We start from the raw sequence: 13,541 nt of genomic DNA, 5'->3' as shown, positions 1-13,541 counted from the left end.
AGAATGCAAATGACTTTAGAAGGAAAAGTGGCATTAGTTGCCGGAGGAACGAGAGGCGCAGGACGCGGAATTGCCATGGAATTAGGGGCAGCTGGAGCAACAGTTTATATTACTGGAAGGACAACTCGTGGAGAGCAATCTGAATATGGCCGTCCTGAAACAATAGAAGAGACAGCAGAACTTGTTAATGCACTAGGAGGTGTGGGAATTCCAGTAAAAGTTGATCATCTTATCGAGGAACAGGTAAAGGACTTAATGGAAAAAATAGAAAAAGAACAGGGAAAGCTTGATATATTGGTCAACGATATTTGGGGAAGTGAATATTTAACAGAGTGGAATCAACCAATATGGTCGCATTCATTAGAAAAAGGCTTCAGAATGCTGCGTTTGGCTATAGATACTCATATTATTACGAACCATTATGCCTTACCGCTGCTTATAAAAAATAAAGGCGGATTAGTCGTGGAGATGACAGATGGTACAGAGGAATATAATCAAAGCCGCTATCGATCTCCGCTGTTTTATGATATAGCGAAAAGCTCTATCATTCGAATGGCAAAGGGAGTTGCACAAGAAATCTCCCCTTATGGCTGTACTGCTGTTTCACTTTCTCCAGGTTGGATGCGTTCGGAAATCATGTTGGAAGTGTTTGGCGTATCAGAGGAGAATTGGCAGAATGGAGCGAGTGTCGATCCACATTTTATTATATCTGAGTCCACTCGCTATGTAGGGAGAGCCGTAGCAGCATTGGCAATGGATTCAAACAAGCAGGAGCTAAATGGATGTTCCTTTTCCAGCGGCGCGCTTGCAAAGAAATATAACTTCTTTGATATAGACGGCTCACAGCCTGATGCATTTCGCTATTTGGTTGAAGTACAAGAGGCCGGGAAGCCTGCGAATACAGAGGGTTATCGATAAAAAGGGGACAGGTTTCTGTCTCTTTTTTGATGAAAAGAAAATCTAGAAGAAGTGATAAATTCAATACTTCGTTTTCAAATCGCACAGCATTTACTAGTCAGCCGAAAAATAAAATGACAAATAAGCCCCGCGAAGGTGAACAGTCACTTTAAATGAAGAATAAAGTGATGAAAAAGTTACGCAAAGAGCCAATCGTCATTTTATTTGTAGAATGTACTCCAGCACTAAAATTACCATGCCCAAGCTATCCTTTTATAAAAAAAACCCCGCAAACACCGTCACAAGCGGGATGGTCACTAATGATAAAATTGTAGAATAAACGGTCGTCATTACCGCTTTGTCCTCGTCATTTGTGTAGCGGGAAAATAGCACAGAGGCAAGCATGAACGTGGGCATAGCGGTTAAAATAACAAGCATTTGCTTTAAGAAAGTATTCAATGGCATCAGCGATAAAATGAATATGGTTAAAGCAGGAAATATAATGAGCTTTAAAAGGATTGGAAACCAGAGCTCCCTGTAGTAGAGAGTTTGCCCTTTCTTAAAGAAAGGAGGGAGTAAAAACCCAATGTAAAGCATGGCAAGCGGTGCGGCCAGGCCAGAGAGCATACTTGCTAATTGCTGCATAAAGGCAGGTGCCTCCAAACCGCTAATCACATATAAAAGGCCGATGGTAATCGCCAAAAGCGGCATATTCAACAATGCTTTTAGTTGCTTGATATTAAACCGCTGATCGCTCTGCAATAAATAGATTCCTAGCGAAAAGAGAACGAAGTCAAGCCCTGCATCAAATACTGCAGCGAGCAATCCGCCAATTGGACCGAATAATGTCGCGCATAAAGGGATGGCAATAAATCCAGTATTGCCGATAGCAGCTAATAATGAAAGCTTTTTTGCCATCGATAATTGGAATCCAATCAATCTGCCGATTATAATGCCAATAACAGTTGCAACTGAATTAAATACTATGGAAGCTCCAAATATAATAAACACTTGCTGAAAAACTTCATCGGATATTTCCGTGTTAAAAACGCCATTCAGAATAATAAAGGGAACGGCAAGATTAATAATAATGGCCATGAGAAGATTTTTCGCTTCTTTTGTTATCGGGACTCTAATGGCCACGAAAGCTCCAAATAGAATAATGATGCCCATCGTTGCGATTGCAAGCGTGACTGTTGCTGCATCCATAAATACGGCTCCTTCCAAAGGTGACTATCAATATATTATACTGAATATTCTTAGAAAATTATATGGATTTTCGAAAGCCGAAAACTATCATAAGGAAAAATGAAGTCTGTATACTAGGTGTAGGAATATTAAAATAGGAAGGAGCGCATCTCGATGGAGGATAAACTGGCAATTGTAACGGGAGCTAATTCTGGTATGGGGCTTGCCACGGTGATTGCTCTTGCTAAAAAGGGCATAAATGTTATTATGCTCTGCCGAAATGAGGAAAGAGGCGTCAAAGCGCTGCAAATAGCCAAAGATGAAAGTCAGTCAGACGGGATAGAATTAATGATTGGAGACCTTGGTTCCATTGATAGCATTCATCGTTTTGCTGAGGCATTTAAGACGAAGCATAATAAGCTAGATATTTTAATCAATAATGCGGGAGTCGTTTCACTTAAGAGACAGGAAACCAAAGATGGCTTCGAATCCATGCTTGGAGTGAATCATCTTGGCCATTTTCTTCTTACAAACTTGCTTTTAGATGAATTGAAAGCTTCCCCTCAAGGACGGATAGTGGTTGTATCATCGGGTGCTCATAAATGGGGGAAAATTGATTTTGAAGATCCTTATTTTAAAAGCGGATATAATGTTGCAAAGGGGTATGGGTGATCTAAATTGGCCAACATATTATTTATGAGGAGCCTGCATGAGCACATAAAGAATACCCGTGTGACAGTAAACGCGCTGCACCCAGGGGCAGTGGCTACAAATATTGGTGTGGATAGGGAAACGGGCTTTGGCAAAAGAATCATCAAACTTCTTGTCCCGTTTTTTAGGACACCGGAAAAAGGAGCAGCGACCGCGGTCTTTTTAGCAATGGATGAAAAGGTGAGCAGCATTTCCGGCGCCTATTTTTATGATGAAAAAGAGGTATCTATCTCCGGGCTTGGACAAGATAATGAACTGGCTGACCGTTTCTGGAAATGGAGCATGGAGCAAGTAGGGCTGTAAAACAATTCACAAAAGCAGTGGAAATCCTATTTCCACTGCTTTAATTCATTTCAAATGTTTCTTTCGTTAAATCAATGAAACTCTGCAATGGTCGGGTCATCCATTTATCTTTATGCCAACTAATCATCGTATAAATGGGAGTATTCATGCCTGACCATACCAACTCTTTGATTTCTCCGCTATTTAGTTCTTTTTCTACTGTCATCGCAGGCAATAGGGAGATGCCAAGTCCGGCCATGACGCATTGCTTAATAGCTTCGATGCTGCCAAATTCGAAGTTGTTAAGAGGATAAACTCCTGCTGTACGAAAGCTTTCTTCAAGCATTGAACGATAGGAACATCCGATTTCTGTCAGTAACAATGTCTCCTGAATCAAATCTTCTATAGTTATTTTCTCCTTGAAAAGTAAAGGGTGATCAGGTGAAGCGACGAGCTTCATCTTTTCTTCCACCAGCCTTTCCATAAATAAGGCTTCCTCAGGCTTAGAAGAATCCATGATAAACGCTAAATCAAGTGTTCCATCCATCAGCTGTTTTCGCGCCATTTCATCTGAATGAGCAGGCTTAAATACAAGCTTAACGTTTGGATGCTGTTTTTTAAACTCCTTTAAAATCGGTGGAAGACGGTACGTGCATTGACTTTCTTGTGCACCGATTGTAAGCGTGACAGCGGACTTGCTTTCTTCAGCAATCGCCGTTCTAGCTTCTGTATCCAGCATGATCATTTTATCTGCATATAATTTAAACTTATGTCCTGCTTCCGTTAGGACAATTCTTTTCCCAAGCCGCTCAAATAGAGGGGTACCAAGCTCGGCTTCCAATTTTTTAATCTGTGCAGTCACACTTGACTGTGCAAAATTTAACATAACAGCAGTTTTTGTAAAGTTTAAATTGTCCGCAGCTGTGATGAAGGTAATTAACTGTTTTGTCTCCATTGTACACTCCTAAATCGGAATTTTTGTTTGGTTCAATCGGAATCATCCGTTTTATTGATTGATGCTTCTATAATAAAATAAACATAAGCTTCATAACAAGGAGGAAATTACATGTCTATAGCAGTCATTTATGGGGGATCTCGCTCGCAAGGAAACGCAGAAATATTAACAAAAACAGTCATACATGATTTGAATGTTAAAGAAATTTATTTAAAAGAATATCGAATGGAGCCTATTACTGATGGCCGTCATGATGTTGAAGGCTTTCAAGAGGTAGCTGATGATTATGATAAAGTCATTGATCAAATGCTATCACACGATATTATCATCTTTTCAACGCCAATTTATTGGTATAGTATGACTGGAACGATGAAAAACTTTATTGATAGGTGGTCTCAAACATTAAGGGATTCGAACCGTCCGTACTTTAAGGAGCAGCTTTCCAAGAAAAAAGCTTATGTGATTGCAGTTGGTGGTGATCAGCCTTCCATCAAAGGCCTGCCAATGATACAGCAGTTCCAATATATTTTTGATTTTGTGGGCATCTCCTTTGAAGGATATATCATCGGTCATGGAAATAAACCAGGGGATATTTTGAATGATGAAAAGGCACTTATAGAAGCAGAGCAATTGCGTAAAAAGCTGGGATAAGAGCGTATTCAAACCGCTCCTCTCAGTAATTGGCTTTTAATAATTTGCAAAAAAGAGGCTGTAAAAGCCTCTTACGATAGTTGAGTTATAAATGCAGTAGCGATGCCAAAATAAATCAGCAGTGACAAAATATCGTTTATCGTTGTAATAAGCGGGCCAGAGGCAATCGCAGGATCGATATTTAGCTTATATAAAATAAGCGGAATGACTGTGCCGGTTAATGTACCGATAATTAGAGTAATAAGTAAAGAACTGCCAACAACAAATCCTAAGGTGATATTCCCCTGCCAGAAATAGGCGATAATGGATATTAAAACACCGCAAATTAAACCGATGATTATCCCGACCCAAAGTTCGCGGAAGATGAGCTTCATTGCTTGCTTAAAATCGAGATCGTGAGTAATGACTCCTCGGACGACCACTGCCAATGATTGTGTTCCAGTGTTTCCTGTCATCCCGGCAATCATCGGCATAAAAAACGATAACGCGATGACTTGTTCAATCGTTGCGGAAAAGCCATCAATTATACTGCCGGAAATCAATCCAATAAAGAGCAGCAGAATGAGCCATGGCAAACGCCTAAAAGCAGCAATATAGGATTTCGTGTTAAAATCAATTGCTTTACCAGAAGCAGATAACTTCTCAATATCTTCATTTGCCTCTTGAACTAAAACATCCAAAATATCGTCAACGGTAATGATTCCGACGAGCGTATTATCCTCCTCTACAACGGGAATAGAGACGAAGTCATATCGTCTGATAATTTTAGCAACTTCCTCCTGGTCGGTATTCACATGTACTTTAACGACACGGCTATACATAATATCATCAATTTTATCCTGCATTTCTCCCAGTAATAAGTCTTTATAAGAAATAACGCCCACGAGTTTTTTTTCATCGTCAATCACATACAAATAGTTGAGATATTCCGCCAATTCGGCAAATGCTTTTAATTTATCAACCGCCTCTCTCACAGTATAATGCTTCGAAATCCACACAAAGCGGTTATTCATGATGCGGCCGGCAGTCTCCGGCGTGTAGTTCATTAAAATATGAACGATTTCTGATTCCTCAATTTTCATATCGGATATGAGATCTTCCACTATTTCCGGGTCAAGAGAGGATAAAAGAGAAGCAAGTTTATCATTCTCCATTAAATCAAGAATTTTTGTGGATTTCTCAACACCAAGCTTATGTAATGCTTCTAGCTGATCCTCCTGATTTAATTCTGGAATTAGATCAGTTAACTGTTCAATGGTTAAGTATAATAAGAATTTATTCTTATGCTTGTTTGGTAAATCGGTATAAAGGTAAGCCATATCATAAGGCTGCAGCTCGCTCATTATTTCTTGAAAGTTTTTGCGGCCGCCATCTTTTAATGACTGTATAATGATGAGCTTTACTTCTTCCTCTGTCATTGGTAACACTCCTTTCATAAAACAATGTATTCTATTATTCCCCGTCTGTTGGGAATTTAACTTTTCATAAAGGAAAAACAAGGAGAACGGAGAATTCATTAATTTATGAAGCTAAAGGAGGGGGCTTGTGAAACAATCACTGGTAAAAAAGTTTATATCCCTGTGAAAAATTTTGAAAAAGCAAAAGAATGGTATGGCCGAATTCTTGGCTTAACTAAAGGAGAAAAATAGTTCAATCACCTATTCGCAGCCGAAACGCCTGTTTATCAAACACCGGCCATTCAATTTGTCACAAATGACTTACAAGCCTCCTTCCAATATATGAAAGACAATGAAGTTAATCTTGTAACTGAAATCGAAGATAATTTTTAATTTGTTTTCCGAGACCTAGATGGGAATTTGTTGATGATTTGTAAGGAGATATAAGGGTATGGATAGTAAGGAAAGGGGTTTTTAGATAATGAGCCAATCATTTAAAGCGTTAGTTGTCGATAAAAAGGATGATCAGTTTTCAGTTGATATTAATAAGCTGGAGATAAAGGATTTACCTGAAGGGGAAGTTCTTATTAGAGTGAAATATTCTGGAGTGAATTATAAGGATAGTTTAGCTAGCATTCCTGATGGAAATATAATTACAAATTATCCGATGGTACCAGGCATCGACTTGGCAGGGGTAGTTGTTTCCTCCGAGAATCCAACCTTTAAAGAAGGAGACGAAGTCATCGCAACAAGCTACGAAATCGGTGTTTCTAAAAAGGGCGGATATAGCGAGTATGCCAAGGTCCCTGCAGAATGGGTCGTGCCGCTTCCCGATGGGCTCAGCTTACGAGAAGCAATGATTATAGGGACAGCGGGCTTAACTGCCGCATTATCTGTCATCCGGTTAGAAGACAATGGCGCATCACCTGAGAAAGGGAAAGTGTTGGTCACTGGAGCAACAGGCGGAGTAGGAAGCTTTGCGATTTCCATCTTAGCGTCCAGTGGATATGAAGTGGAAGCAAGTACTGGAAAGGAAGCAGCCAAGGACTACTTAATGAAGCTTGGTGCCGCAACTGTTGTTTCCCGCGAGGAAGTTTTTGACGGGAAAATTAGCGCGCTAGGAAAACAAAAATGGGCAGCGGCGATTGATCCGGTTGGCGGTGAACCGCTCGCAGCTTTACTTAGCCAAATTCAATATGGCGGTTCTGTTGCAGTCAGCGGATTAACTGCAGGTACAAAGCTGCCTTCATCTGTTTTTCCATTTATTTTAAGAGGCGTTAATTTACTAGGCATCGATTCTGTCTATTGTCCAATGGAAACAAGGAAAAAGGCTTGGCAGCTACTGGCTGGAAATTACAAACCTGAGAATATCGATGATTTTATTTTTCAAGAAGTGGGATTGGACGAGCTTCCTGAAGTGTTGCCAACCTTATTGAAGGGAGAAGCAAGAGGGCGCATTCTGGTCAAAATATAATATTGCAGGCGGCAAGATATCTACCTTGCCGCTTTTATCATTGTATAGAAAGCAAAGAGGGAGGTGTCATATGGAAATAGAAACTAGCCGTTTGAATCTTCGGCTGTATAAGAGCGACGATTATCAAGAGTGGTACAACGGTCATGATAACCGCTTGCCATCACAATATCTTTATGATGATGGCAGGCCAGAGACTATAGAAAAGTATACAGAAGCATGGTTCCATGATCGTGTTAAACATTGGCATAAATTAGCTAGTGATGATGAACTCTATCATTTAGGGATATTTCGGAAATCCGATGGTGCCCATATTGGGAAAATCGAGCTTTATCGAATCTTACGAATGGACGATCAGTGGGCAATAATGGGCTATTCTATCCATAATCAATATTGGAAAAATGGATATGCCACCGAAAGTGTAGGTGCAGCAATAGATGTTTTTTTTGCTGACCTCGATTTCCATCGCATCGAACTACATATCAATATCGATAACGAACCGTCCATCAAACTAGCAAAGAAAACGGGCTTCCAATACGAATGCACGCGGAAACAATTTTCATTCGAAAATGGAGAGTGGAAGGATTTTTTTGTTTATTTTCGTAATCGGGAAGAGGGGTAGTGTAGTTGAAGTTTGGCTAGCGTGGTAGAAGTAATGGGTATTAGCAGATGCAAACAGTTGTAGGCAGCAAGTATTTTGTAATTTCTACCTCAAGAAAATGTTTATGGAATACATTGTTTCCTGAAATTTCCCCTTTTTGGGGTTATTCCATACAAATAAAAGGAATAGTTAATTAAAAAGGAGGGAAAGCACTTTGTTGATCTATTTACTTAATTTAATTGCATATTTATTTATGATTACGATGAATTTTTTAGCGAATTATTTACCACTGAATGGAAAAACGACTGGGGAAATTTCTAATCAACTCCAAGTTATATTTACACCGGCTGGATATGTATTTGCCATATGGGGGCTCATCTATTTATTAACGGGCGTGTGGGTAATAAGCCAATTTGTTATAGGCAGGAAAACGTCAATCTACAAAAAGAGTTTCCCGTGGTTCCTAATTAGCTGCATACTAAATGGATTATGGATTTATCTTTGGCATTATGAACAATTTATCTTAAGTATACTTGTGATTGCATTCCTACTAATTTCTCTTTTAATTACTTATAGATTGATTAAGCAGCAATCATCGAGCTATTTATATCTCCTGCCATTTTCTGTGTATACAGGCTGGGTCAGTGTTGCGACCATTGCAAATATTTCATATACACTTGAGTATTATAATTGGCAGGCATTTGGGCTATCTGATCAGACATGGGGGATACTATTATTGCTCATTGCTACTGTAATTGCTATCATTTTTACAATAAGAGAAAAGGATTATATTTATCCACTAGTCTTTATTTGGGCATTCATAGGAATTGGCGTAAATAATTATGACCAATATCCAATGATTGTGACCGTTTCCATCAGCTTAAGTATTGTTATTTTCTTAAACACTATGATTCAATTAATCAGCTATGTTAGAAATGGAGCTAGACGAATTAACTGGCTTAAATGATATAAATCTTGTTTACAATCTGAAATAGGAAGCAGATCGTTCCTTCAAGCTGTAGAGAAACTCCTTTCCAAATAGAAAGAGGATGAGGATTTTCCGAGGCTTACGGCTCGCTTTTGAGCGGTTCGAGCTTAGAGCCGCTTCGGCTATAAGCTCCTTTAGTATCCCGACTTCTGCTCAGAGCAGCGAGATAGCGAGACCATGGAAACTTCCACAACGCTCCAATTATTAGAATATTGATTTATAAGCATTGAGTGAAATTTGTTACGAAAAGACCATTTTTTGCATGACTCCACCGATTTTGGGGCTGATTTACACAATCTAAGCGCATTTTACGCATAACTATTTCTATTTTTGATTCCAGTTTCACAGTCTAAGACCATTTTCCACTTGCCTACAGCCAATTTCGGTTCCAGTTACTCAATCTAAGACCATTTTTTACTTGCCTACACCCATCTTTAATTTCAGTTACACAAAAAAGGAAGTATATTCATTACTATAACAACAATCGAATGAAGCAAAAATTAAAAGGACTGAGTCAAGTATAATACCGAACTCAGTCTGCGGCTGCATAAATAATGTGTCTAACTTTTTCCAGGATCTCGACCGTCTCGCTATTCCTACGGGTCGAGCGGATGCCACCTCTCCAAATCCAGCAAAAATTTCCTTGTCTTCACTTTATGAGGTGCTCTGAAGCAGCAGGTAGCTGTTTACTCCTTTTCTTCAATTTGGCTCTATGTTTCTCAAAAAAAAATCAACAAGCCGGGCAAACGGCTTGTTGAGGTCATTCTATGCTTTCAGTTCTTCTTTTTCATAAACCGGTACCCATCCTTCAGGTGTAACAAATAAGCGAACGGCAACGACTTTGCGATCATCTGCTAAAGTGAAGTAGTGGCGCGTGTTTTCTGGAACAGAGATTAAGTCACCGGGATCAAGGTGTACCTCGAAGAAACGCTCCTCATTTCCTTGGATAATAAACACACCGTGGCCGCTTACGATAAAACGGACTTCGTCATCTGTGTGGTGGTGCTCTCTTTGGAAGTTTTTCAGCAATTCATCAAGGTTTGGATTGGAGTCTGATAGTGAGATAATATCTGCTGCTTTATAGCCGCGGCGTTCTGAGATTGCTTTGATTTCAGTGGCAAATGCATCAAGAATCGCTTGTTTTTCTTCATCTGAAAGGTCGTATTTTTCATGCAGGCTTTTTTCCAGCTTAGCAATCTCCCAGTTTTCATAAATGACTTCTTGTTTTTCTAAAAAAGATGCAACCTCTTTTTGATCTGATAGTACCTCTTGATTATCTTGGAATTTAATAATAGCCATTTTATAATCCTCCCTTAATTGTTAATAGAGTTACTTTATATTGAAATAAAAATTCACATGCTTCTAATAGTTTTTTAGCTTCAAAGCCGGTGCGTCCCCAGACGGTGATGCCGTGATTGCGTATGAGAACGGCCCCTTTATCGCTATTGATATGCTCCCCGAAGGCTGCAGCGAGCTTAGGGATGTCTGCAAAATTTTTAATAATTGGGATTGAAAGGATATCATCCTCACCCCACATATCAAAAGCTTTAATCAATTCCTGATGTTGAAACCGGATTTCACCAGCATCTCCATATAATTCTGAAATCACATTGTTCGCAATCGTATGCACATGCAGGCTGCATCCTGCCTCCGTTTGGCGATATACCTCGCAATGCAGCAATGTTTCTGCAGATGGCTTCAGAAAAGTCGTTTCAGCAGGCTTCCCCTCCTGATCAACTAGCAGAAAATCCTCTGATGTTCTCTTTCTTTTATCCTTGCCGCTTGCAGTGACAAGGAAGTGGTTGTCATTTAGCCGTATGGAAAGATTGCCGCTAGTCCCCATGAACCAATCGCGAACGGCTAGCTCATCTTTTATATAAGCAAGCTCATTCCATTTTTTATTGAATTCGCTCATGACTTTGCACCTGTGAGCTCATCAATATGCTGAATGCAGTCAAGGAAGTTTTCAAACGGCTTGTAAGGAATGCCTTCTTCTTCACACTTTTGAATCAAAAAGTCTCTTGCCAGCACGGCATCCGCCATCTTAGCTGCTTCTAAATCAGTGATAGAGTCACCGATAACGATATTGTAATGTTCGTCTGAAGAGAGACTGCGGATGATGGAAGGTTTGCAGCATCCGCACCCTTGTGAAGCACATTGATTATCGCAAGTATGCGGATAATTAATATGAATCGTTTTTCCGGTAAAATCGGCTTCATTGCAAAAGATTTTTTCAAATGGACCATAGGGCTCAAGCACGGGGTGTAAAAAGAAATCTATACCGCCGCTCACAATATATAGTGGAATATTGCGTTCACGAGTATAAGTAACAAATTGGGAAAATCCTTCACGAATTTCCGCATCTTTTAACACGAAGGAAATAATCTCCTCTTTTTTGTCAGAGGGGAGCAGAGCAAATAATTTGCGCACCCCTTCCTGAATGGAAATTTTCTGACCGAGAATTTCTTTCTTCAGCTGGCCTGCCTCATATGGACCGAACTTTTCCATAATCTGAACGATATTATCGTTATTCGTAATTGTGCCATCAAAATCACAAAAAATTATTGGTTTCATCATTTGCCTCCCCATAAAGAAATCGCTGTCCTTAATTCTGCATGCTCTTCTACTGCTTCAGAGAGCGTCTGACCAGCAATTACAGCCGAAAGCGCTTGTCTAAACGCTCTGCCTCCACCAGCAGCGCCTTCTGGATGGCCGTGAACCCCTCCGCCGGCATTAATGATGCTGTCTATTCCAAAGTCATCATACAACTGCGGGACGAGTCCAGGGTGGATACCAGCAGATGGAACTGGAAATGACTTTTTTAACCCATTCTCTTCTTTTAAAAATGCTGATACACCTATTGCTTGATTCCGTTCTAAAGCAACAGATCCGTACGGTGAAGGGAATAGTGAGAAGTCAGCTCCAGCTGTTCTTATCAATTTTCCAAGTAATAAAGCTGTTGAAACACCATAAAGTGAGGACGAGATGAATGCACCGCTAAAGGCTGGATGAGCCATTAACGGCAAAGCGATTTCATCGTCTTCAGCTAGAGCTTGAAGCACATCTAGTCCATATGTATGAACATTGAACAGCAGTGCATCCGCACCAAGTTCTTTCGCCTTTCTAGCTTTGTCACGCAGCGCAAAAGTTTTCCCTGACAGATTTACTGCATAAAGTGTACGATGCCCGGTTTGCTCAAATACGTTTTGTAATACTTTTTTCCCTTGAATGATTCTTTCAGAAAAGGGGGTAAGTGCGTTATCAAACAGAATTTCATCATCTTTAACGAGGTCAACTCCGCCGAGCGCCTGTTGGTTTAATTGCTCTTTTAAAAATTCTATATCGCGTCCGATGACTCCTTTAAAAATGCTCATTGTGAGCGGACGATTATATACATTTATTGTATTCCGAATGCCGTCTATGCCAAAGCGGGGACCTGGAAAGTTAGTTAAATAGCTGTTATCAAACTGTAAATCTAAAAGTTTTACTTCTCCGTCTAAAGATAGCTTTCCAAAAACGGTTGTTAAAATGGCAGGTAAATCGTTTGAGAAATTGACGGTTGGATAGGAAATGCTTATTTCTGCTCTCACTTCCCCGTAGCGATTGGGATGTTCATCATCATAAAATTCATTGATAGAGGTGACTTTTCCTTTATGTTTCTTTAATTGTTCTTGTTCAAGTAAGGGCAGATCCGTCCATGAGCCAATCGTTAAGCCGAGTGCTATGCCTTCCGCCTTTTTGTCGAATGTACCTGGTCTGCCATATACTTGATACGTAGCGATGATGTCGCACATAAGATGACCTCCTAAGAAGTAAATAAGCTGTTTGAGAGACCGGAGTCACTCATCCTAATTTATGCAGTGTTAAACAAAAAAACCCTCTTCAAATAAGAAGAGGGTGATTGCTCACGAACCAACTTCTTATCTGTCAGCAAATTGCTGCAAGAATTAGCACCGTGTTCATATTGAATCGGTTGCCGGGCTTCATAGGGCTCGTCCCTCCGCCTGCTCTTGATAAGAAAATCTAATCATATATCGTTTTAAATTTGCACTACTGTATTATTGCATTGCACAGTTAAGTCTGTCAACTGTGTATTTTCAGAATTCGAGAAAAACTTTTTCGGTAAAAAAGCATTGACACTTCTGTGACAATGGTGCTAGTATTTTTCTCAAGTAATCAATTGCATAGTAACGAATACTCTTATCAAGAGCTGGTGGAGGGAAATTTGGCCCGATGAAGCCCAGCAACCGACCGTAATATCGTTGTGAAACGAGGCGCGCATATTTGCGCCTTCATGTAGGGCACGGTGCTAATTCCATTCAGAAATTACTTTCTGAAAAGATAAGAGGCGCGTAGAATATACGAATGCCTCTTTCTAATGAAAGGGGCATTTTTTATTT

The 13,541-nt window shown here is 39.9% G+C and carries 13 protein-coding genes, 1 pseudogene and 2 riboswitches; of the genes and pseudogenes, 7 read left to right on the top strand and 7 right to left on the bottom strand.

What is annotated here, in order from left to right; genetic code table 11:
- The first annotated feature begins 9 nt into the window (after positions 1 to 9).
- A complete protein-coding gene (locus tag CWS20_RS15625) occupies positions 10 to 918 on the top strand; it encodes an SDR family oxidoreductase (RefSeq protein ID WP_066194839.1) in 909 nt (302 codons plus the stop codon).
- Positions 919 to 1,170: 252 nt separating this feature from the next.
- On the opposite strand, the gene CWS20_RS15620 is transcribed toward CWS20_RS15625, so the two are convergent.
- Complete coding sequence (locus CWS20_RS15620) at positions 1,171 to 2,106, bottom strand: AEC family transporter (RefSeq protein ID WP_066194840.1); 936 nt, start codon at positions 2,104 to 2,106, stop codon at positions 1,171 to 1,173.
- A gap of 153 nt (positions 2,107 to 2,259) precedes the next feature.
- Here CWS20_RS15620 and CWS20_RS15615 point away from each other — a divergent pair.
- Positions 2,260 to 3,099 (top strand): annotated as a pseudogene (locus CWS20_RS15615) (SDR family oxidoreductase).
- Positions 3,100 to 3,139: 40 nt separating this feature from the next.
- Here the strand turns inward: CWS20_RS15615 and CWS20_RS15610 are convergent.
- Positions 3,140 to 4,033, bottom strand: a complete 894-nt coding sequence (locus CWS20_RS15610) for a LysR family transcriptional regulator (protein ID WP_066194841.1) — start codon at positions 4,031 to 4,033, stop codon at positions 3,140 to 3,142.
- Positions 4,034 to 4,144: 111 nt separating this feature from the next.
- Between CWS20_RS15610 and CWS20_RS15605 the strand changes: the two genes are divergently transcribed.
- On the top strand, positions 4,145 to 4,684 hold the full coding sequence (locus CWS20_RS15605; protein ID WP_066194842.1) for a flavodoxin family protein: 540 nt from the start codon (positions 4,145 to 4,147) through the stop codon (positions 4,682 to 4,684).
- 71 nt (positions 4,685 to 4,755) lie between these two features.
- Here the strand turns inward: CWS20_RS15605 and mgtE are convergent, their stop codons facing one another.
- Complete coding sequence (mgtE, locus tag CWS20_RS15600) at positions 4,756 to 6,102, bottom strand: magnesium transporter (RefSeq protein ID WP_241198905.1); 1,347 nt, start codon at positions 6,100 to 6,102, stop codon at positions 4,756 to 4,758.
- Positions 6,103 to 6,207: 105 nt separating this feature from the next.
- On the opposite strand from mgtE, the gene CWS20_RS29015 reads away from it, so the two are divergent.
- The 4 genes from CWS20_RS29015 to CWS20_RS15580 all read left to right on the top strand — a co-directional run bounded on the left by CWS20_RS29015 (position 6,208) and on the right by CWS20_RS15580 (position 9,120).
- On the top strand, positions 6,208 to 6,333 hold the full coding sequence (locus CWS20_RS29015) for a VOC family protein (protein ID WP_276328313.1): 126 nt from the start codon (positions 6,208 to 6,210) through the stop codon (positions 6,331 to 6,333).
- A 229-nt stretch (positions 6,334 to 6,562) separates the two neighbouring features.
- On the top strand, positions 6,563 to 7,555 hold the full coding sequence (locus CWS20_RS15590) for an acrylyl-CoA reductase family protein (protein WP_066194844.1): 993 nt from the start codon (positions 6,563 to 6,565) through the stop codon (positions 7,553 to 7,555).
- 70 nt (positions 7,556 to 7,625) lie between these two features.
- On the top strand, positions 7,626 to 8,174 hold the full coding sequence (locus CWS20_RS15585) for a GNAT family N-acetyltransferase (protein WP_066194845.1): 549 nt from the start codon (positions 7,626 to 7,628) through the stop codon (positions 8,172 to 8,174).
- A gap of 193 nt (positions 8,175 to 8,367) precedes the next feature.
- On the top strand, positions 8,368 to 9,120 hold the full coding sequence (locus CWS20_RS15580) for a TspO/MBR family protein (protein WP_101226345.1): 753 nt from the start codon (positions 8,368 to 8,370) through the stop codon (positions 9,118 to 9,120).
- Positions 9,121 to 9,906: 786 nt separating this feature from the next.
- Here CWS20_RS15580 and CWS20_RS15575 read toward each other — a convergent pair.
- From CWS20_RS15575 to mtnW, 4 genes are read right to left on the bottom strand one after another with little or no spacing between them, the layout of a single operon-like run.
- Entirely contained in the window at positions 9,907 to 10,440 is a 534-nt protein-coding gene (locus CWS20_RS15575; protein ID WP_066194846.1) for a 1,2-dihydroxy-3-keto-5-methylthiopentene dioxygenase, read from the bottom strand.
- A 1-nt stretch (position 10,441) separates the two neighbouring features.
- Positions 10,442 to 11,056, bottom strand: coding sequence for a methylthioribulose 1-phosphate dehydratase (locus tag CWS20_RS15570; RefSeq protein WP_066194847.1), 615 nt, complete (start codon positions 11,054 to 11,056; stop codon positions 10,442 to 10,444).
- On the bottom strand, positions 11,053 to 11,718 hold the full coding sequence (locus CWS20_RS15565) for a 2-hydroxy-3-keto-5-methylthiopentenyl-1-phosphate phosphatase (RefSeq protein ID WP_066194848.1): 666 nt from the start codon (positions 11,716 to 11,718) through the stop codon (positions 11,053 to 11,055). Before CWS20_RS15565 ends, CWS20_RS15570 begins: the two co-directional genes overlap by 4 nt.
- Positions 11,715 to 12,935 carry a 2,3-diketo-5-methylthiopentyl-1-phosphate enolase gene (gene mtnW, locus CWS20_RS15560; RefSeq protein ID WP_066194849.1) on the bottom strand — a complete coding sequence of 407 codons (1,221 nt, stop codon included), beginning with the start codon at positions 12,933 to 12,935 and terminating at the stop codon, positions 11,715 to 11,717. The genes CWS20_RS15565 and mtnW overlap by 4 nt, the downstream gene beginning before the upstream one ends.
- 123 nt (positions 12,936 to 13,058) lie before the next feature.
- Positions 13,059 to 13,161: riboswitch (SAM riboswitch) on the bottom strand.
- A gap of 177 nt (positions 13,162 to 13,338) precedes the next feature.
- A riboswitch (SAM riboswitch) is annotated at positions 13,339 to 13,489 on the top strand.
- Positions 13,490 to 13,541 lie beyond the last annotated feature (52 nt).

The sequence above is a fragment of the Cytobacillus horneckiae genome, from assembly GCF_002835735.1.
Lineage (GTDB): Bacteria > Bacillota > Bacilli > Bacillales > Cytobacillaceae > Cytobacillus > Cytobacillus horneckiae.
Note: the sequence above shows the minus strand (reverse complement) of the source record. Positions and strands in the feature narration are given on the sequence as shown.